15 protein-coding genes are annotated in these 17680 nt (G+C 65.2%); 7 read left to right on the forward strand and 8 right to left on the reverse strand.

The genetic code is table 11. The features are described 5' to 3' along the window. Positions 1-214 precede the first annotated feature (214 nt). Positions 215-2764: an MBL fold metallo-hydrolase gene (locus S58_RS05045; protein WP_015664165.1), complete on the forward strand. Its 2550-nt coding sequence runs from the start codon at positions 215-217 to the stop codon at positions 2762-2764. A gap of 51 nt (positions 2765-2815) precedes the next feature. After that, positions 2816-3103: a hypothetical protein gene (locus tag S58_RS05050; protein WP_015664166.1), complete on the forward strand. Its 288-nt coding sequence runs from the start codon at positions 2816-2818 to the stop codon at positions 3101-3103. Positions 3104-3255: 152 nt separating this feature from the next. On the opposite strand, the gene S58_RS05055 is transcribed toward S58_RS05050, so the two are convergent. The 6 genes from S58_RS05055 to S58_RS05080 form a co-directional block, all read right to left on the reverse strand. Continuing rightward, the gene (locus S58_RS05055) at positions 3256-3540 is read right to left on the reverse strand and encodes a hypothetical protein (RefSeq protein WP_015664167.1); all 285 of its coding nucleotides are present in this window, start codon (positions 3538-3540) and stop codon (positions 3256-3258) included. A 147-nt stretch (positions 3541-3687) separates the two neighbouring features. Next, positions 3688-4173, reverse strand: coding sequence for a peroxiredoxin (locus tag S58_RS05060; RefSeq protein WP_015664168.1), 486 nt, complete (start codon positions 4171-4173; stop codon positions 3688-3690). 130 nt (positions 4174-4303) lie between these two features. Then, the gene (locus S58_RS05065) at positions 4304-5995 is read right to left on the reverse strand and encodes a long-chain fatty acid--CoA ligase (RefSeq protein ID WP_015664169.1); all 1692 of its coding nucleotides are present in this window, start codon (positions 5993-5995) and stop codon (positions 4304-4306) included. 194 nt (positions 5996-6189) lie between these two features. Then, positions 6190-7593 (reverse strand): D-alanyl-D-alanine carboxypeptidase family protein, encoded by a 1404-nt coding sequence (locus tag S58_RS05070; protein WP_015664170.1) that lies wholly within the window; start codon positions 7591-7593, stop codon positions 6190-6192. Between the two features lie 175 nt (positions 7594-7768). Further along, complete coding sequence (locus S58_RS05075; RefSeq protein ID WP_015664171.1) at positions 7769-9559, reverse strand: glucan ABC transporter ATP-binding protein/ permease; 1791 nt, start codon at positions 9557-9559, stop codon at positions 7769-7771. 90 nt (positions 9560-9649) lie between these two features. Next, positions 9650-10705: an ABC transporter substrate-binding protein gene (locus S58_RS05080; RefSeq protein ID WP_042340559.1), complete on the reverse strand. Its 1056-nt coding sequence runs from the start codon at positions 10703-10705 to the stop codon at positions 9650-9652. Positions 10706-10966: 261 nt separating this feature from the next. Here S58_RS05080 and S58_RS05085 point away from each other — a divergent pair, with 261 nt between their 5' ends. The 5 genes from S58_RS05085 (at position 10967) to S58_RS05105 (ending at position 14277) form a co-directional block, all read left to right on the forward strand. Next, positions 10967-11365 carry a hypothetical protein gene (locus tag S58_RS05085; RefSeq protein WP_015664173.1) on the forward strand — a complete coding sequence of 133 codons (399 nt, stop codon included), beginning with the start codon at positions 10967-10969 and terminating at the stop codon, positions 11363-11365. Between the two features lie 105 nt (positions 11366-11470). Next, entirely contained in the window at positions 11471-11872 is a 402-nt protein-coding gene (gene hisE / locus S58_RS05090; protein WP_015664174.1) for a phosphoribosyl-ATP diphosphatase, read from the forward strand. Between the two features lie 71 nt (positions 11873-11943). Further along, positions 11944-12525, forward strand: coding sequence for a YqaA family protein (locus S58_RS05095; protein ID WP_015664175.1), 582 nt, complete (start codon positions 11944-11946; stop codon positions 12523-12525). Next, positions 12525-13151, forward strand: a complete 627-nt coding sequence (locus tag S58_RS05100) for a hypothetical protein (RefSeq protein WP_015664176.1) — start codon at positions 12525-12527, stop codon at positions 13149-13151. Before S58_RS05095 ends, S58_RS05100 begins: the two co-directional genes overlap by 1 nt. 157 nt (positions 13152-13308) lie before the next feature. Beyond that, positions 13309-14277 (forward strand): NAD(P)H-dependent flavin oxidoreductase, encoded by a 969-nt coding sequence (locus tag S58_RS05105; RefSeq protein ID WP_015664177.1) that lies wholly within the window; start codon positions 13309-13311, stop codon positions 14275-14277. 84 nt (positions 14278-14361) lie between these two features. Here the strand turns inward: S58_RS05105 and S58_RS05110 are convergent, their stop codons facing one another. Both S58_RS05110 and S58_RS05115 read right to left on the reverse strand, forming a co-directional pair. Continuing rightward, on the reverse strand, positions 14362-15933 hold the full coding sequence (locus S58_RS05110; RefSeq protein WP_015664178.1) for an ABC transporter substrate-binding protein: 1572 nt from the start codon (positions 15931-15933) through the stop codon (positions 14362-14364). A gap of 213 nt (positions 15934-16146) precedes the next feature. Further along, positions 16147-17673, reverse strand: a complete 1527-nt coding sequence (locus S58_RS05115) for an ABC transporter substrate-binding protein (RefSeq protein WP_015664179.1) — start codon at positions 17671-17673, stop codon at positions 16147-16149. Positions 17674-17680: the final 7 nt, after the last annotated feature.

Below are 17680 nucleotides of genomic sequence, written 5' to 3' on the forward strand. Positions count from 1 at the left end.
TTGTTCTCGGCGGTGCAAGACGGCGACGCCGGCGACCCGTTTTTCCTCAGCATCGACTACAGCACCAACCGATCGCCGCAGCGGTATCTCGGTCCCGTCCGCCATGCGGCAGGTCGGCTGTTTGTCTCGCTTGATGGCAATGTGAGATAGTTGTATTTTCTTTTTTATACAATCTTATTAGTCGGCAGATTTCATCAATTCAGAGCACCAAGCCATGAAATTGTATCTGTTCGATATGGGCTCGAAGATTTACGGCGATTGCCTGCTGGCCGTAGAGAATGACCGCACGATCCTGATTGATGGAGCTCATCCCGGGGATTGGAAGAGCAGCGGCGCGACGCCGTCGATCCCGGAGCAGCTCGGCAAGGTCTTGGGCAGCCCGCCCTTCAACATCGATCTGCTGGTCGTCACTCATTGTCATTCCGATCACATCGGTTGTCTCCCGAAATTGGTCGAAGATGAAACCGTCACCTTCAAGCGTGCGCTGGTGGCAGACGAGTCGCTTGGTTTTCCGACCGACGGCGAGGATGCCGCGATGGATGCGACCACCGCAAAGGTCGTCGCGGCGATCGTCGAAGAGCCGCAGCCGCATCTTCAGGGCGCTGCACTCGACGAGTTCCTCGCCGACGCGGTGAAGCTTCCCGATGCCTATGCGAAGATGCTTGCGAAGCTCGAGGACGACGGCACCAAGATCGTTCGCTATCGCGGGCCCGGCGCCAAGACCAGGCAATTGGAAAAGGAGTTCGAGGATTTCGGTCTCAAGATCATTGGTCCGACCGCCGAGCATCTGAAGATCTGCCGGGACGCCCTGATGGGTGTGAAGCGCGCGGCCCGGCGCGCGACGGACAGTCTGCGGCGAAAGGATGCTGCGGTCGATGCCGGCACGATCTATCGGACGTTGCTGGAGGGGTCAGACCGCGGGGCCGACGCGGCGGCGGACGAACTGGCAGAATTCCTGGACCGCGCGGGCCGCGGTGCCGCGCTGAACGACCAGAGCATCGTGCTGGCGCTCGGCTCCCAGGCAGAACGGTGCCTGCTCACCGGGGACATGCAGCTTGCCGTCCCGGAGGTTGCGGGCCTCGACGTGCCGATGCACCAGCTGCTCGAGGCGATCGAAGCCGGCGGCCCCTATCGCTTTGCCAAGCTGCCGCATCATGCGTCGTACAACGGCTTCGACGAAATTGTTCTCGACGCGCTGAAGGCGACCGAGGCCTTCGGAATTTCGACCGGCAGGGGCGATCCCAACCATCCCGATGGCGACGTCCTGAAGCTTCTGAAGCAGGTCTCCGATCGATATCACTGGGCCAGGACCGACCTGAACGGACGCATCCAGATCTCCTTCAGCGACGCCGGCATCGCGATCGGGGCGGACAGGGGACAGCTCAACGACGCCGCTCCGAACAGTGCCGATGTGGTGCCGGAGGAGAATCCGGAGGGTGCTGCGCCCGCGGCGCCGCCGCAGCTTCCACAGCTGGCGCCTCAACGTCCCCTGCCTCCGGGGGCGGGTGCCGGTGCTGCAGGCGAGCCGCCGCCTGGCGGCGTGGAGAAGCTGATCCGGCGGTCGACGTCTGATATCGTCGAGGTGATCGCTCGAATTCCGCACGCGAAGACGAAGGTCACGATCACCATCGAAGTCGATCCGGCAGTGGTCGAGGCTGCGCCGCCGCGCGTGGAGCCTCGCGACACGCCGGCACCGCAGCTCAGGCAACTTCCGTCACTCCTCATGGTCACCCATTCGGAGCGCCTGGCGTTCAATATCGGAAAGAGTGAGGCAGCCGACATTCTGGCTGCGCTGAAGGGACAGCAGGTCATCGTCGATCTTGCGCGCGAGCGATCCGCCTACGAGGCCATTCGGCGTGAAGCGCGCAATGCCTCATTTGCCGGCGTCGTGATCATCGGCGGCTACGACGTCGTTCCCTCCGAGCGCTACGATACGCTGCCGCCGTCGCTGCGGACGAGCATCGGAGCCAGTGCACAGAACGATCCCGACAATTTCATCGTCTGGAGCGATCAGGGCTATGGTGACCTCGACGGCGACGGCTTGGCCGACGTTCCGGTCTCGCGGATTCCCGACGGCCGCACGGCGCGCCTGGTGCAGACCGCGCTGCGCTCAAGCCCGCCGACGCCGACCGCTGACCGGTTCGGATTGCGGAATTTCGCTCGTCCATTCGCCGACGGCATCTACTCGGCCCTGGCGGGGCAGGAAGCGATGCTGACCTCACAGGCGATCAGTTCGGCCGATGTCGCGGCCCAGCGGCTTTCAGCGCGGCTGATCTATCTCATGCTGCATGGATCGGACACCGACGGCTCGTGCTTCTGGGGCGAGACGCAGGGCGGCATGCTCGAGGCGATGACCGTCAAGAATGTCCCGGAGCAGTGTGGCGCGGTGGTGTTTTCCGGATGCTGCTGGGGAGCGCTGACGGTTCGAACCCGGGCTTCAGTCTATCGCACGGGCGATCCGGTCCAGGTCGTCACCCCGGAACAGTCGATCGCGCTGTCGTTCCTGGCCGCCGGCGCATCCGCCTTTGTCGGCTGCACCGGCGCGCACTACTCGCCGATCGAGGGCGACCTGAACTATTTCGGCGCCCCGATGCACTCCGCATTCTGGAAGCACATCGCCGCCGGAAGAAAGCCTGCGGAGGCGCTGTTCCAGGCCAAGATCGACTACATCAAGGGGATGCCGCACGGCAGGAGCAAAATCGAGGAAGTCGCCATCGAAAACAAGATTCTGAGACAATTCACCTGCCTTGGATTAGGATGGTGACGGCTTATATGCTCGAAAGTCCTGATTTGATGCCCCGAGCGGGAGATCGCCATGGCCAAGAAATCTGACGTTTTCGGCGGTGCGCTGGAGGGCTGGGAACCGATCGATTCTCCGCCTCGTACACTGGATTCGACCACGCTTTCCCAGCAGACCGACCGGGTAGCCCAGGAGTTCGTGAACGTCGCGCGCAAATACGCGCGAGATGAGGCGCCGGCGCCGGAGCAGGCCTCCGAACATTCGAGCCTGGTGCGAGCAAAGAAGAAGGGCTCGCTGGACAATGATGTCAGCGCCAAGACCTTCGTGGTGTCAGGCAACAAGATCGTGGGTTCGCAAGGCTGATACCGGTATCCTGGAACGCCAGGGGTGGAGACCCCCCGGCTTCCTCGCCGTGGCTGCTTTTCCCGGCGCAGTGCGACGAGCGGCCTGGGTAAAGGCACGTATCCTCTCATCACCCAGCTACGCGACGTCTGGTCCGGCCACCCTGCGTGCTGTCAATAGCCGTAGCGCCATTTGAGCGTTCGACGAATCAGCAGGGCCGCGACGATCAATGTGAGTTCACCGACCCAGAACCAGCGTCCGACGCCGGTGAAGCCCATGTGGTCGTGTGCCATGTACATCGCCAAACCGAGCACAGTCAGCGCCATGGTACTGCCGACCCAATAAAGCGGGTCTCGGGCCAATCCGCTCGCCACATGCTCCGCTGCATCTTCCGCGGCGCGGCGCATGCGCCACAGCAAAAATGCACACCAGGCGCCGACGATCAGGATCGTTATCATGCGAAGTCTCAGCCTGCTGCGTCCCTTGCTCTTTAGCGAGAGGATGTTGCAGAGACTCTTTCTCGGTCTGCTAAAAATGCAGCGAAGCCCAAAAGAGAAAGGCCCGCGGGTCAGCGCGGGCCTCCGATCTCGGATCAGGCGGCGGGTTCAAAGCTGCCCGAGCAGCGTGTCGCCGCCGGAGACCTCGACCTTGCCCGGTGCGGCTTCGAGGTTCAGCTTCGTCACCACGCCGTCCTCGACCAGCATCGAATAGCGCTTGGAGCGGATGCCGAGGCCGGCACCGGAGGCGTCGAGCTCCATGCCGATCGCCTTGGTGAATTCGGCATTGCCGTCGGCCAGGAACACTGCCTCGTCGCGCTGGTCGGTGTCGCGCTTCCAGGCGTTCATCACGAAGGCGTCGTTGACCGAGACGATACCGATGGTGTCGATGCCCTTGTCCTTCAGCGCATAGGCGTTGAGGAAGATGCTGGGCAGATGCATCTTGTGGCAGGTGCCGGTGTAGGCGCCGGGCACCGCGAACAGCGCGACCTTCTTGCCCTTGAAGACGTCGTCGGTGGTTTTGACCTGCGGGCCTTCGCCGGTCATGACGCGGAATTGGGCTTGCGGCAGCTTGTCGCCAATCTTGATTGTCATATCGAAAACTCCTTCCCCTGGATGTGTTTTGCGCGGTGCGCGCTACACTATTCGGCGCGCCAGAAACAGCAACGGCCCGCCGCGTTCACGTGTCCGTCATCGCACGCCAGCACCGACCGGGCCAGCCGGCTCAGGCGGCAGCTGCCGGCTTCTTCTTCTCGTCGCGCAGCTCCCGGCGCAGGATCTTGCCGACATTGGTCTTCGGCAATTCGGTCCTGAACTCGATCTGCTTCGGCACCTTGTAGTTCGTCAGCTGCTCGTGGCAGTGCTTGATGATGTCCTCGGGCGTGAGGTTGGGATCCTTTCTCACCACGAAGGCCTTGACCACCTCGCCGGTCTTCTCGTCCGGCAGCCCGATCACGGCGGTCTCCAGCACGCCTGGATGCATCGCGATCACTTCCTCGACCTCGTTCGGATAGACGTTGAAGCCGGAGACCAGGATCATGTCCTTCTTGCGGTCCACGATCTTGACCGCGCCGTCCGCGGCCATGACGCCGATGTCGCCGGTGCGGAAGAAGCCGTCCGCCGTCATCACCTTGGCAGTCTCGTCCGGCCTGTTCCAGTAGCCCGCCATCACCTGCGGGCCCTTGGCGCAGATCTCGCCGGCCTGGCCGAGCGGCACCTCGTTGCCGTCGTCGTCCCGGATCGACAGCCAGGTCGAGGGCAGCGGCAAGCCGATGGTGCCGGTGAACTCGGTCGCGGTCGGCAGGTTGCAGGTCAGGACCGGCGCGGTCTCCGACAGGCCGTAGCCCTCGGCGATGCTGCAGCCGGTCACCTGCTTCCACTGCTCGGCCACCGGACGCTGCACGGCCATGCCGCCGCCGTTGGAGACCTTCAGCTTGGAGAAGTCGAGCTTGCGGAAATCAGGATGGTGCAACAGGCCGTTGTAGAGTGTGTTGACGGCGGGGAAGTTGTTGACCTGATACTTCATCAGCTCCTTGATGAAGCCGGCGATGTCGCGCGGATTGGGAATCAGCAGATTGGCGCCGCCGGCGCGCACCGCGAGCAGGAAGCAGCAGGTCAGTGCGAAGATATGGTAGAGCGGCAGCGCGCAGACGATCAGCAGCTGATCGACATGCGGCGGCCGCTCCATGACCGGCTGCAGCCAGGCATCGTTCTGCAGCACGTTGGCGACGACGTTGCGGTGAAGCAGCGTGGCGCCCTTGGAGACGCCGGTGGTGCCGCCGGTATATTGCAGGAAGGCGACGTCATCGGGACCGATTACGGGCTTCTGGAAGCGCTTGCCGCGGCCGGCGGCGAGCGCATCATTGAACGGCACGGCGCCCGGCAGCGAGAACGCCGGCACCATCTTCTTCAGGCGGCGAACGACGAGATTGACGATCACGCCCTTGAAGCCGAGCAGGTCGCCCATGCTGGCGATGACGACGTGCTTGACCTGGGTGTGGCCGACCACCTGCTGCACCGTGTGGGCGAAGTTCTCCAGCACGATGATCACCTCCGCGCCGGAGTCCTTCAGCTGATGCTCGAGCTCGCGCGGCGTGTACAGCGGGTTGACGTTGACCACGGCGTAGCCGGCCCGCAGCACCGCCGAGATCGCGATCGGATATTGCAGCACGTTCGGCATCATCAGCGCGACGCGCGCGCCCTTCGCGAGCCCCAGGCCCTGCAGATAGGCGCCCATCGCGACCGACATCTCGTCGAGCTCGCGATAGCTGATCGCCTTGTCCATGCAGATGAAGGCCTTGCGGTCGGAGAATTTCTTGAAGCTCTCTTCCAGCAGCTCGACCAGCGACGGATATTTGCCGGAATCGATGTCGGCGGGAACGCCGGCCGGATAGTGCTTGAGCCAGATGCGCTCCATGAACCTTCCCTCTCTGATCGTCTTTTATGGTCGCTTGACGTGTCTTGCGGCGCCGGTCATTTCCGGGCGGCATGCGGCGGCCAATATCGAATCTCCGGCCGTGCAAGGCAAGCGGCCGGGGCGAGACAATAGAGGGAAGATGTAGGCTGCGGGGCCGGCGGAGAAGGGTCGACGGCCCCCTGTGCGCCGCGAGATCAGCCGTCCTTCGGCGCCGGCTTGCCGGCGGTCTTCGGCTTGGCGGCCGCCTTGGGTTTGGGCTTGGTGGCGGCGTCGGAGCTGGCTTTTTCGGTCGATTTTGCGCCGGCGTCGGGTTTGGCGGCCGCGTGCCGAGCCGCGGCCGGCTTGGATTCGGCTGCCTTGGCGCCCGGCTTGGTTTCCGCGTCGCTCTTGGCGGCTGTCCGGGTCGCCGGCTTGGCATCCTTCCGGGCCGCGACATGCGCCTTCTTGCCGCGGTGCCTGGGCGGGGTCTGCGCATCGGCATCCGCAGCGACGGCCGCGATCAGGGCGGCGCCGGTGCGCGTCGGGCCGGTATAGACCACAACGGGCTCGGACGGCGCGGCGGCCGCAGCGAGGATCTCCGAGGGCTTCTGCGCGGGCGCCTGCAATCCGGCCAGCAGGGTGCCGCCGGTGGTCTCGCCCTCGGCGCCGGCGATCGTCTCCTCGTCATCATCGCTCGCCGGCCGGTGCCGCCTGCCGCTGCACATGTCGTCGCGCAGATTCGGCGGAGTGGCGTCGATCGGCACCAGCTGCTCGACATTGCCGAGCGGCGCCTTCAGCCAGGTCAGCTGGTTCGTGTTGAATCCGCGGTCCAGCATCTGGATCGCGCGCACGGCGCGCATCTGGCCCGAGGAGGCGCCGAGCACCACCGCGATCAGGCGCTTGCCGTTGCGGGTCGCGGACGCCACCAGATTGTAGCCGGAGGCGCAGATGAATCCGGTCTTGAAGCCGTCGGCGCCGGGATAGCGTCCGATCAGCCGGTTGAAATTCTGCACGACGCGGCGGCCGTAGCGGATCGACGGGATGTGGACGAAATATTCGTATTCCGGCAGGTCGCGGATGATGGCCCGCGCCAGGATCGCGAGATCGCGTGCCGAGGTGATCTGGCCGTCGGCGGGCAGGCCGTTCGGATTGACGTAGCTGGTCTGCGTCATGCCGAGCTTCTGCGCGGTCTCGTTCATCATGATCGAGAAGCCGTCGATCGAGCCGCCGATGCCCTCCGCCAGCACCACCGCCATGTCGTTGGCGGACTTCACCAGCATCATCTTCAGCGCGTTGTCGATGGTGAGCTGCGTGCCCGGCCGGTAGCCCATCTTCGACGGCGATTGCGACGCTGCGGTGGGCGACACCGTCACCAGCGTGTCGAGCGAGACCTTGCCGTCCTTGACCGCCTTCAGCGTCACGTAGGCCGTCATCAGCTTGGTGACGGAGGCCGGGTACCAGGGATAGGTCGCGTTCTGCGCCTCCAGCACCTTGCCGCTGTCGGCTTCGACGAGCAGCAGCGCCTCGGCGTTGGCCCAGCGGGGCGCAAGGGCGAGAGCGGCAGCGAGAACGAGGATCTTGATCGGGGTATTGCGGAACAACAGGCGAAGCGTCTGCACTGGTCTGGTCCGGTCCTTTGAGACCCGCCTCGCGATCCGCGAGATGGGCAAACGGGCTTTCGGGTTTCAAGCGTGTCCGGCGCCGCTTCGGTTGCGGCAGGCCGCGAACCTATACCGGCTCGGCGCTGGCGAACAGAGGCCAGCCATTCAATTCCACGATGAAAGCGTCCCGCTATCAGGCCTTGACGGTGGTGCCGTCGCTCTCCGGCGCAGCGACGGCCGCGCGTGCATTCGTCTGGACCATGAACTGGGCCTTCGCGAGTTCCGCGAAGTGGCCGCCTTTCGCCACGAGTTCATCGAACGTTCCGCTTTCGATCACGCGTCCGTTCTCGAACACGAGAATCCGCGTCGCGTTGCGGATGGTCGAGAGCCGGTGCGCGATCACGAAGGTCGTGCGTCCCTTCATCACCTCGTCGAGCGCGGCGTTGAGCTTGGCCTCGGTGACGGCATCGAGCGCCGATGTCGCCTCGTCGAGAATCAGGATCGGCGGATCCTTCAACAGCGCGCGCGCGATCGAGAGCCGCTGGCGCTCGCCGCCGGACAGCATGCGACCGCGCTCGCCGGCATTGGTGTCGAACCCCTGTTCGGCGCGGTCGATGAAGTCGAGCGCCTGGGCGCGGGCGGCGGCGGTGCGCACTTCCTCGTCGGTCGCATCGGGCTTGCCGACCAGCAGGTTCTCGCGAATCGAGCGGTTGAACAGCAGCGCTTCCTGGAACACGACACCGATGTTCCGCCTGAGCGACGCGAGCTTCAAGCCGCGCACGTCCATGCCGTCGATCTTGATGAAGCCGGACTGCGGATCGAACGCGCGGTGCAGGAGCGCGATCGCGGTCGATTTGCCGGCGCCGGTGGGGCCGACCAGCGCAATGGTCTGGCCGGGCAGCGCGGTGAAGGTGAGATCCTCCACCGCCGGGCGCTTGCCGTCATAGGAGAACGACACGTCGTTGAATTCGACCAGGCCGGAGAGCCGGCCGATCTCGATCGCATCGGGGCGGTCGCGCACCGCCGGCACCGCATCGAGCACGGTGAAGAATTCCGCCAGTCGCGGCGCTTCCATGAACACGTTGTTGATGAAGGACACGACCTGCTCGAGCTTCTGGATCAGCATGGTCGCGAACGACACGAACATCACGATCTCGCCGACCGATGTCAGCCCCGCCTGATGCAGCGCGATGCCGAGCGTGAAGATCGCGAGCACGGTGATGGTGGTGGAGGCGCGCGTGATCACCGTCACCAGCGCCCACCAGCCGAGCACCGGCATCTGCACCGACAGCAATTGTCCGGCGACGGTGCGCAGGCCCTGCACCTCGGCATCGATGCGCACGAAGCTCTGCACCAGCGCGACATTGCCGAGCGCGTCGGAGGCGCGCGCCGAGAGGTCGCTGTAATGCTCCTCGACCTCGCTCTGCATGCCGTAGGTCTTGCGCACGACCAGCGTCGTCAGCACCGTGAACACGACGCAGAGCACGAACAAGAGGATCGCGAGCCGCCAGTTCAGGTACAGCGACAGCGGCAGCAGCACCAGTACGGACATGATCGCCGCGAAATGCTCGCGGAAGAACGACAGCCACAGCTTCCACAGCGCGTCGGTGCCGTTGATCATCACCTTCATCAGCCGGCCGGAATGGGTGCCGGAATGGAAGGTCAGCGGCAGCTGCAGGATGTGCTCGAAATAGCTCGTCAGCACGGCGTGGCGCTGGCGATGCGCCAGACGGTCGGCCTGCAGCGCGACCCAGGCGCTGGCGAGAATCGTGAACAGTCCGAACCCCGCCCAGGCCGCGAGCAGCGGCCATGCGGTGCTGGTCGACGCGTTGCCGGACAGCGAATCGACAATGCGTCCGAACAGCACCGGCTCGGCGAACTGCGCCACCGCAAGCGCCAGGTTGGCGATGGCAAGCAGCCAGCCCAGCCGGGCCTCCTTTCCGAGCAGTTGGAGCACGCGGGCATAGATGCGGAGCAGGGACATGGGCGAAGCGCTTTGTGCAGGCGACGGTGGAATCGGCGCCGGACGGCGCGCCACGCATGTTAGCAAGGGAACAGCGGTCGCGGCGAGCGCTCAGTTGACGAGGCGGCTGTCGGCCGGGGGCAGGAAGCTGTCGTCGAAAATGTCGGCCGGCTGCGGGCGCTTGTGGTGGAATTTGAAGTCGTCGCCGATCTGGTCGAGAGCCCGCTCGAACCGCGCGGGATCGATGCCGCCGATGCCATCGCGGCGGACGTCTGATGTCAGCACGTTGTCGGCCAGCACCGTCTGCAGCCGCTCCAGCTCGAGCTCGCGCGAGCCATCCTCCATCCGGCTCACGACGTCGGGGATGGCTGCGGCCGGGTCCTTGATCGCCAGTTGCAGCCCGGAGGTGAGCGCGCGCAGGAATCCCCTTACGGCAGCCGGCTGCTTTGCTGCAAAGCCGGGATTGACGATTACGGCGTGGCCGTAGGCCTCGCAGCCGAAATCGGCAAAGCGCAGCACCGCGAGATCTGCGGCCGGCACGCCGCGGTCGCGCAGATTGATGGCCGAGAGGTAGGAGAATCCGCTGACCGCGTCGACCTGGCCGGCCGACAGGATCGGCTCGCGCACCGCCGCGCCCACTCGCGCGAGCTTGATGGTCTCGGGCTTGAGATGGTTGTACCGCGCGATCGCGGGCCACAGCCGGATCGAGAGATCGCCCTCGGCGACGCCGAGCGTCTTGCCGTCGACGTCGGCAAGCCCGTGGATGCCGCGGCTCTTGCGCGCGATGATGGCGTAGGGCGCCTTGTTGAACAGCACGAACACGGCCTTGACCGGCTGGCTGCCCCCGCTGTCACGGTATCGGATCAGCTCGTTGATGTCGGCGAGCGCGATGTCGCTCTCGCCCGAGGCCACGCGCGCGATCGCGTCGGGCGAGCCCTTGGCGGTGGTGATGGTGACGGTCACGCCCTCGGCGCCGAACAGCCCATGGCCGGCTGCAAGCGCCACCGGCGCCATGCTGCCGTCGAGCGGGCGATCCAGCGTGAACATCACGGCGACCGGGCGCTTGAGCTCCTCCGCTGCGGCAGTCCGCTGCGACAGCCATCCGGGCACGACGAGGGCCGCCAGAAGCGCCAGAGCAAGCAGGGTGACGGGTGGTCGCATACGCATCAGGGCACGCCGGTATTCGCGAAGCATACCGGTATTCTTACGCCGGTATTCTAATCAGTTCACCGGCTCCCGCGCGATCGATGTGTCAATTCCGTGACAGGCCGCTCGGAGCCGGCGTCGCCTCATCATGTCCCAACGAATCTGAACGGTCCATGAGCAAGGCCTGCGGCGATTTGCGGCTTCGACTCAGGGTTTCGCGGGGGGAACTGTGGGCCTGGTTCGTGAGTTGGTGCACCAGATTTGATCGCATGGAGAATCCACATGATCGCACAGCGCGGAAGTTTTTCACGCTTTGGCCGTGCTACCGTCCTGGCGACGGTGGCTGCGGTGAGTTTGACTGCAGTGCAGCCCACGCTCGCCTTCGCCGGTTCTGCACCGGCTGAGAAGGGCGTCGTGGCCAGCACCGCCAAGGAGGGCGGCCTGACCGACGTCAGCGCGCGCCGCCGCTACTATCGCGGCAATGGCGGCGCGGCCGCCGCAGCGGCGTTCGCCGGCATTGTCGGCACCGGCCTCGCCATCGCTGCCGCCCAGAACCGCCGTTCCTACTACGAGGACAACTACTATTACGGCCGGCCGGCCTATTACGGTTACGAGCCGGGCTATCAGTCTTATGGCGGCGGCCCCTATTACGGCGGCTACCACCATGGTCCCCGCTGGTGATATCCGATCATCTGATGCGATCCGCCGGCCTCGCGCCGGCGGATTTTTTCATGTCTTCCGCAAACGTTTAACACCCGTGCCATTGATTTTAACTAGTGTGGCGCGATGACCGATTCGATCGAGCGGCTGTATCGCGCTGTTCTGGCGGCCAGGGATCTGGATCCCGCGCGCTCGCGCACGGCCAAGCTGATGCAACAGGGCTCTGGCAAGATGGCCAAGAAGCTCGCGGAGGAGGCGATCGAGGTCGCGATCGATGCCGTCAGCGGCGACGCGCAGGCGGTGGTGCGGGAAAGCGCCGACCTGATCTACAATCTGGCGGTGCTGTGGGCAGAACTCGACATCCGGCCCGAGGACGTCTGGCGCGAGATGGAGCGCCGCGAGCTGCTGCTCGGCATCGCCGAGAAGCTCCCGAAATCGCCGGTCAAGGTCGCCAAAGCCGGTCCCGGAGGCGTGCAGGGGCGACCGATCGTCGCGGCCGACAACCGGACGATCCGCAAGCGACATTAGCGCGGCGGTCCGGTCTCGGACCGGCAGATGAGCCATGGACAAAACCTGCCCGGTTTGCTTCATCCCGGACCATGCTCAGACGGATCTACGACTGGTGTATCGACGCCGCACATAAGCCGCATGCCATGTGGATCATGGCCGCGGTTGCCTTCGCTGAAAGCTCGTTCTTTCCGGTCCCGCCGGATGTGATGCTGATTCCGATGTCGCTGGCGAAGCCGCAGCGCGCTTGGCTGTTCGCCGGCGTCTGCACGGCAGCTTCGGTGGCCGGCGGCCTCGTCGGCTACGCGATCGGCGCGCTGCTCTACGACTCGCTCGGCCATTGGCTGATCCAGCTCTATGGTCTCGGCGACAAGGTCGAGGCGTTCCGTGCATCCTATGCCGAGTGGGGCGCGGTCATCATCCTGCTCAAGGGGCTGACGCCGATCCCCTACAAGCTCGTCACGATCACCTCGGGCTTCGCCGGCTATAACCTGTTCCTGTTCATCGTCTGCTCGATCATCGCGCGCGGCGGCCGGTTCTTCATCGCCGCGATCCTGCTCAATCGCTATGGCGAATGGATCAGGGTGCAGATCGAAAAGCGTCTCGGCCTGTGGGTGGCGCTCGGCGCGGCCGTGCTGGTCGCGGGCTTCGTCATCGCCGTGAAGCTGATCTGATGATGCCGCGGCGCCCATGGCTGGTCGCAGGCTCGGCGCTTCTCGTCGTCGTTCTCTCGGCTGCCGCAGCCTGGGCCCAGTCGGCGCCATCGCTGGGGCTGCGCGAGGCGGCGCCACAGCCGCAGGCCGCGCCCGCCGCGCCGGCGCCGCCGCCCTCCAATCCAGGTCTGGTGGAAGAGCTCGGCAAGCTGTTCGAGAAGATGTCGATCATTCCGCTGAAGCCGTCCGGCGAAGCGCGCATCGAGCCGCCAGCCGCCGGCAACGCTCCGGCCGGCGCTCCCGGTGTTCAGGCTGCGCCGCCGCCGGCGCAGCCAGGCGCGCCGGTTGCTCCGAGCGGCGACAACGCGACCAGTGTCTTGAAGGAGACCGGCGACACGCTCTCGCGGCTCGCCACGCCGTCCAGCATGATCACCGGCCGCTCCCTCTGTCCGATCGCCGCCAACGGCACGCCGGATTGCAAGCTCGGTGCCGACCGGCTGTGCCAGGGCAAGGGCCACAAGGAAGGCAAGAGCCTCAACACCGATTCCGCTGAGACCTGCTCGGCCAGGGTGTTGATCCCGGGCCGGCAGCGCAAGCCGGGCGACTGCCGCACCGACACGTTCGTCACCTCGGCGCTGTGCCAATAGGCCTGAAGCCCGGCTGTGCCTTGGGTCAGCGCCTCAACGCAAGACCCTCCACGGGCTTTTCCGGTCCCTCTGCGGGCGAATTGCCATCACGGCATGATGTCGGGCATGCTCGCGATCACGAGTGTCTTTCGCATTTCACAACGAGGAATTCTCATCCATGTCCATGCCTGCCTTGTTCAAGGGGCGCCTGTCGATCCCCGTGATCGGTTCGCCTCTGTTCATCATTTCCGTGCCCGATCTGGTGATCGCGCAATGCAAGGCCGGCATCGTGGGCTCGTTTCCCGCGCTCAACGCGCGGCCGGCCGCGCTGCTCGACGAATGGCTGGCGCGCATCACCGAGGAGCTCGCGGCCCATGATCGTGCGCATCCGGAGCGGCTGTCGGCGCCGTTCGCGGTCAACCAGATCGTGCACCGCTCCAACAACCGGCTCGAGCAGGACCTGGCGCTGTGCGAGAAGTACAAGGTGCCGATGATGATCACCTCGCTCGGCGCGCGCGAGGAGCTGAACCAGGCGGCGCACCGCTGGGGCGGCATCGTCTTCCACGACGTCATCAATCAGAAATTCGCTCACAAGGCGATCGAGAAGGGCGCCGATGGCCTGATCCTGGTCGCAGCCGGCGCCGGCGGCCATGCCGGCACGATCTCGCCGTTTGCCTTCGTCGCGGAGACGCGGAGCTGGTTCGACGGACCAATCGCGCTGTCGGGTGCGATCGCGAATGGCCGCGCCATCCGCGCCGCGCGCGTGCTCGGTGCCGACTTCGCCTATATCGGCTCGGCCTTCATCGCCACCAAGGAGGCGAATGCGGTCGAGGGCTACAAGGACATGATCACCAAGTCGGGCGCCGACGACATCATCTATTCGAACCTGTTTACCGGCGTGCATGGCAACTACCTGAAACACTCGGTGGTCGCCGCCGGGCTCGATCCCGACAACCTGCCGACCTCCGATCCGTCGAAGATGAGCTTTGGCACCGACGCCTCGGGCGAGCGCGCCAAGCCGAAGGCCTGGAAGGAGATCTGGGGCTCCGGGCAGGGCATCGGCGCCATCAAGGACGTCGTCCCGGCGGCCGAGCTGATCGCGCGCTTCAAGAAGGAATATGACGAGGCGATCGATCCGCCGCTGTGAGCCGGCTCCGAAATGGCCACAAAGAAAAGCGCGGCAGCCAGGGCTGCCGCGCTTTTTTTGTCGAGGCCGCAACGAGCGGCCGAGCTATTCCAGCTCGATCGCCTGGTACTTGCCGCGCTCGTCGAGCGCGGTGCCCCAGATCTTGTGCGAGGCCTGGTGCTCGGCGCGGCCGAAGCCGAGCTTGGCGCCGAGGCCGAGGTCGATGTCGCGCATGTTCTCGAGCGTGTCGATGACTGCCTCGGTGTCGACCTGGTTGCCGACCCGGCGCAGCGCCTGGACCAGGACGTTGGCTGCGATATAGCCCTCGAACGACACGTAGGACGGCGCTTCACCCGGGAAATACTTCTCCATCGCGCCCTTGTATTCGAGCACTGCGCTCGAATAGCCGCCGACCGCCGGCACCACCTGGGTGACGATCACGCCGCTGGCATAGCGCGGACCGAGCAGCATCAGCTCGTCCGAGAGCTCGGTCGAGCCGACGAACGACACGTTGGTGTAGAGCATGCTCGGATAGAGATCGCGCGTCTTCTCGATGAACTTCGCCGCCGCCCGGTAGGTCGCGACCATGACGATCGCCTTGGGCGGGTTCTTCATCGCCCGCAGCTGGTTGACCGCCTCGTCGACGTCGACCGTGTTGCGCTTGTAGTTGAAGCGGACGATGGAGGTGTCGGCGAGGCCGAGCGAGCGGAACGCCTTGGCCACGCCGGAGAAGCCGGCATCACCGTAGGCGTCCTGCTGGGCGAACACCGCGATGTCGCGCGGCTGCAGACGACGCAGCTTCACGAGGTAGCGCACGACGGTGTCGGTCTCTTCGGCGTAGCTGGCGCGATAGTTGAATACGTAGCGATCCGGCGGATCGTTGCGCAGGATGTTGGCGCCGGTGAATGCGCCGTAGAACAGCGTGCGGCGCTGCAGGGCGAACGGCATGGCAACGGCGGAGGTCGGGGTGCCGACATTGCCGATGAAGCCGAACACCTTGTCCTTTTCGTAGAGCTGCTTCATCGCATCCAGCGTGCGCGCCGGCTCGTAGCCGTCATCGGCCGAAAACAGGCGCAGAGAACGCCCGCCGATGCCGCCGCCGTCGTTGGCGCGATTGAAGGCGGCCTCGATGCCCATCTTCATCTGCCGGCCGAGTTCCTTCGACGCCCCCGAGAACGGAGCGGCGATGCCGAAGCGGATCTCGTTGGCGGTGACGCCCTGGACGTTGCTGGTGGCCGGAGGCGGCAACGTTGCCGTCGGTGCCGTGGCAGCAACGGCCGCGGATGGGGCGATCACCCCAGCGAGGCTCGTGGCCGTCTGGCTCGGCGCGCTCTGTCCGAGCGACCGCTCCAGCTCCGCCAATTGGCGGCCAGCAGCGTTACAGTCGGTCTGGGCCGCACCCACCCGGTTGCGTCCGTCGGCAACGTAGCCGTTGAAGACGCGGGTGAGCTCATCGCGATCCGAGCCGCCCGTGGAGGCCTCCCGGATCACCTCTCGAAACTTGTCGACAATGGCCTGAACGCGGCCCTGGTCGATCGCCTGACAGGCGGATGCTGCTCCCACGATCGGCCCAACCCGGCTCGCAAGATTACGCACCACATCCGCATTGGTGCCCGCCGCGCTGGCGGGCGTTGCGAGCAATGCCGCAACCAAGAACACGCTAGAACGAAAGTTCATTGCCACTATCCCACTATGGACCCCAATCCAGGTCTTCCGCCTGGTGAAATGACGCCTTGTCTGCGACGGAGAAGACATAAGACCGTCACCATGCACAGACCAGCTTTTCCTAAGAGCATGACCATTTCGGTAACCCGACACGCGATTTTCCGATCATGCTTTAGGACCTGCTAACGAAGCGTCTTCACCAGTTCTTCCCCTTCGAAGCTAATTCTACTCAAGTTCGATTGCCTGATACGTGCCGGTTTCGTCCAGTGCGGTGCCCCAGATCTTGTGCGAGGCCTGGTGCTCTGCGCGTCCAAATGCGAGCGTCGTGCCGAGGCCGAGATCGACGCTGCGCATCGATTCGAGCGTGTCGACCAATCGTTCGGTGTCGAGCGGGTTGGTCTGCTTCAGCGCCTGGATCAGGATCGTCGCCGCAATGTAGCCTTCAAGAGACGTGTAGTCCGGCGCCTCGCCGGGAGAATATTTGGCCAGGGCATTCTTGTAGTCGAGCACCAGGCTCGAATAGCCCGAAACAGCGGGCACGCCCTGCGTCACGATGACGCCATTGGTGAAGCGCGGACCGAGCAGTTTCAGCTCGGTCGCGAGCGAGGTCGAGCCGACGGCGGATACGTTGGCGTAGATCAGGCCCGGCACCGCATCGCGCGTCTTCTCGATGAACTTCGCGGCCGCGCGATCGGTCGCCACGATGATGACGGCCTTGAGCCCCGGCTTGTGCGCCTTGACCTGGTTGACGCCCTCTTCCACGTCCATCGTCGCGCGCGGATAGGTGAACCGCACCACGGGATCGTTGATGTTCAGCTGCCGATAGGCCTTGGCGACGCCCGCAAAACCGTCGTCGCCGAAGGCGTCCTGCTGGGTGAACACGGCGATCTGCTTGGGCGAGATGCGCTTCATCTTGACCAGATAGCGCACGATCGCGGCCGTCTCCTCGGCGTAGCTCGCCCGATAGTTGAAGACGTAGCGATCCGGCGGGTCGCGCCTGACAACGGCGGCCCCGGTGTTCGGCGCGAAGTACAGCGCGCGGCGCTCCAGCGCATAGGGGATGGCGACCTGGGAGTTGGCGGTGCCGACATTGCCGATGAAGCCGAACACCTGCTCCTTGTCGTAGAGCTGGGTCATCGCGGCCAGCGTGCGGTTCGGATCGTAGCCGTCGTCGGCCGCGACGAGGCGCAGCGTGCGCCCATTGACGCCGCCGGCATCGTTGGCGCGTGCGAACGCGGCCTCGATGCCCTGCCGCATCTGACGTCCGGTCTCCTTGCGGATGCCGGAGAACGGCAGGACCATGCCGAAGCGGATCTCGCGATCGGTGATGCCGCGGACCGGCCCACTGGTGACGGCGCCGGTCGTCGCTTCGGCCTTGGAGGCTGGGCTCGATGCGGCGGCGGGCTGGCTGAGCGAGCGCTCGAGGTCCGCCAGCTGCTGCTCGGCGGCCGCGCAGTTCGCCGGCGAGGCCCCCGTGCGGCTACGGCCTTCGGCGATATAGCCGTTGAAACTACGGGTCAGCTGATCGCGCTCGCTATCATTGCTGGAGGACTGGCGGATGGCTTCGCGGAACTTGTCGACGATGGTCTGAACGCGTCCTTGCGCGACGTCCGGGCAGGCCGAGGCCTGTCCCACGATCGGGCCCACGCGGCCGGCCAGATCCCTGACGACGTCGGGAGCTGCCGCAAAAGCGGGGCTGAAGGGAGCTCCAAACAGGCTCCCGATGATCAACGCGGACCAACGGACGGTCATCAATTAT

Origin of the sequence: Bradyrhizobium oligotrophicum S58 (assembly GCF_000344805.1) — a bacterium.
Lineage (GTDB): Bacteria > Pseudomonadota > Alphaproteobacteria > Rhizobiales > Xanthobacteraceae > Bradyrhizobium > Bradyrhizobium oligotrophicum.

Bases quoted from the DNA above. Each gene is read 5' to 3' on its own strand.
- S58_RS05045 (WP_015664165.1), top strand. From the start codon at position 215: ATGAAATTGTATCTGTTCGATATGGGCTCGAAGATTTACGGCGATTGC.
- S58_RS05050 (WP_015664166.1), top strand. From the start codon at position 2,816: ATGGCCAAGAAATCTGACGTTTTCGGCGGTGCGCTGGAGGGCTGGGAA.
- S58_RS05055 (WP_015664167.1), bottom strand. From the start codon at position 3,540: ATGATAACGATCCTGATCGTCGGCGCCTGGTGTGCATTTTTGCTGTGG.
- S58_RS05060 (WP_015664168.1), bottom strand. From the start codon at position 4,173: ATGACAATCAAGATTGGCGACAAGCTGCCGCAAGCCCAATTCCGCGTC.
- S58_RS05065 (WP_015664169.1), bottom strand. From the start codon at position 5,995: ATGGAGCGCATCTGGCTCAAGCACTATCCGGCCGGCGTTCCCGCCGAC.
- S58_RS05075 (WP_015664171.1), bottom strand. From the start codon at position 9,559: ATGTCCCTGCTCCGCATCTATGCCCGCGTGCTCCAACTGCTCGGAAAG.
- S58_RS05080 (WP_042340559.1), bottom strand. From the start codon at position 10,705: ATGCGTATGCGACCACCCGTCACCCTGCTTGCTCTGGCGCTTCTGGCG.
- S58_RS05085 (WP_015664173.1), top strand. From the start codon at position 10,967: ATGATCGCACAGCGCGGAAGTTTTTCACGCTTTGGCCGTGCTACCGTC.
- hisE (WP_015664174.1), top strand. From the start codon at position 11,471: ATGACCGATTCGATCGAGCGGCTGTATCGCGCTGTTCTGGCGGCCAGG.
- S58_RS05095 (WP_015664175.1), top strand. From the start codon at position 11,944: ATGCTCAGACGGATCTACGACTGGTGTATCGACGCCGCACATAAGCCG.
- S58_RS05100 (WP_015664176.1), top strand. From the start codon at position 12,525: ATGATGCCGCGGCGCCCATGGCTGGTCGCAGGCTCGGCGCTTCTCGTC.
- S58_RS05105 (WP_015664177.1), top strand. From the start codon at position 13,309: ATGTCCATGCCTGCCTTGTTCAAGGGGCGCCTGTCGATCCCCGTGATC.
- S58_RS05110 (WP_015664178.1), bottom strand. From the start codon at position 15,933: ATGAACTTTCGTTCTAGCGTGTTCTTGGTTGCGGCATTGCTCGCAACG.
- S58_RS05115 (WP_015664179.1), bottom strand. From the start codon at position 17,673: ATGACCGTCCGTTGGTCCGCGTTGATCATCGGGAGCCTGTTTGGAGCT.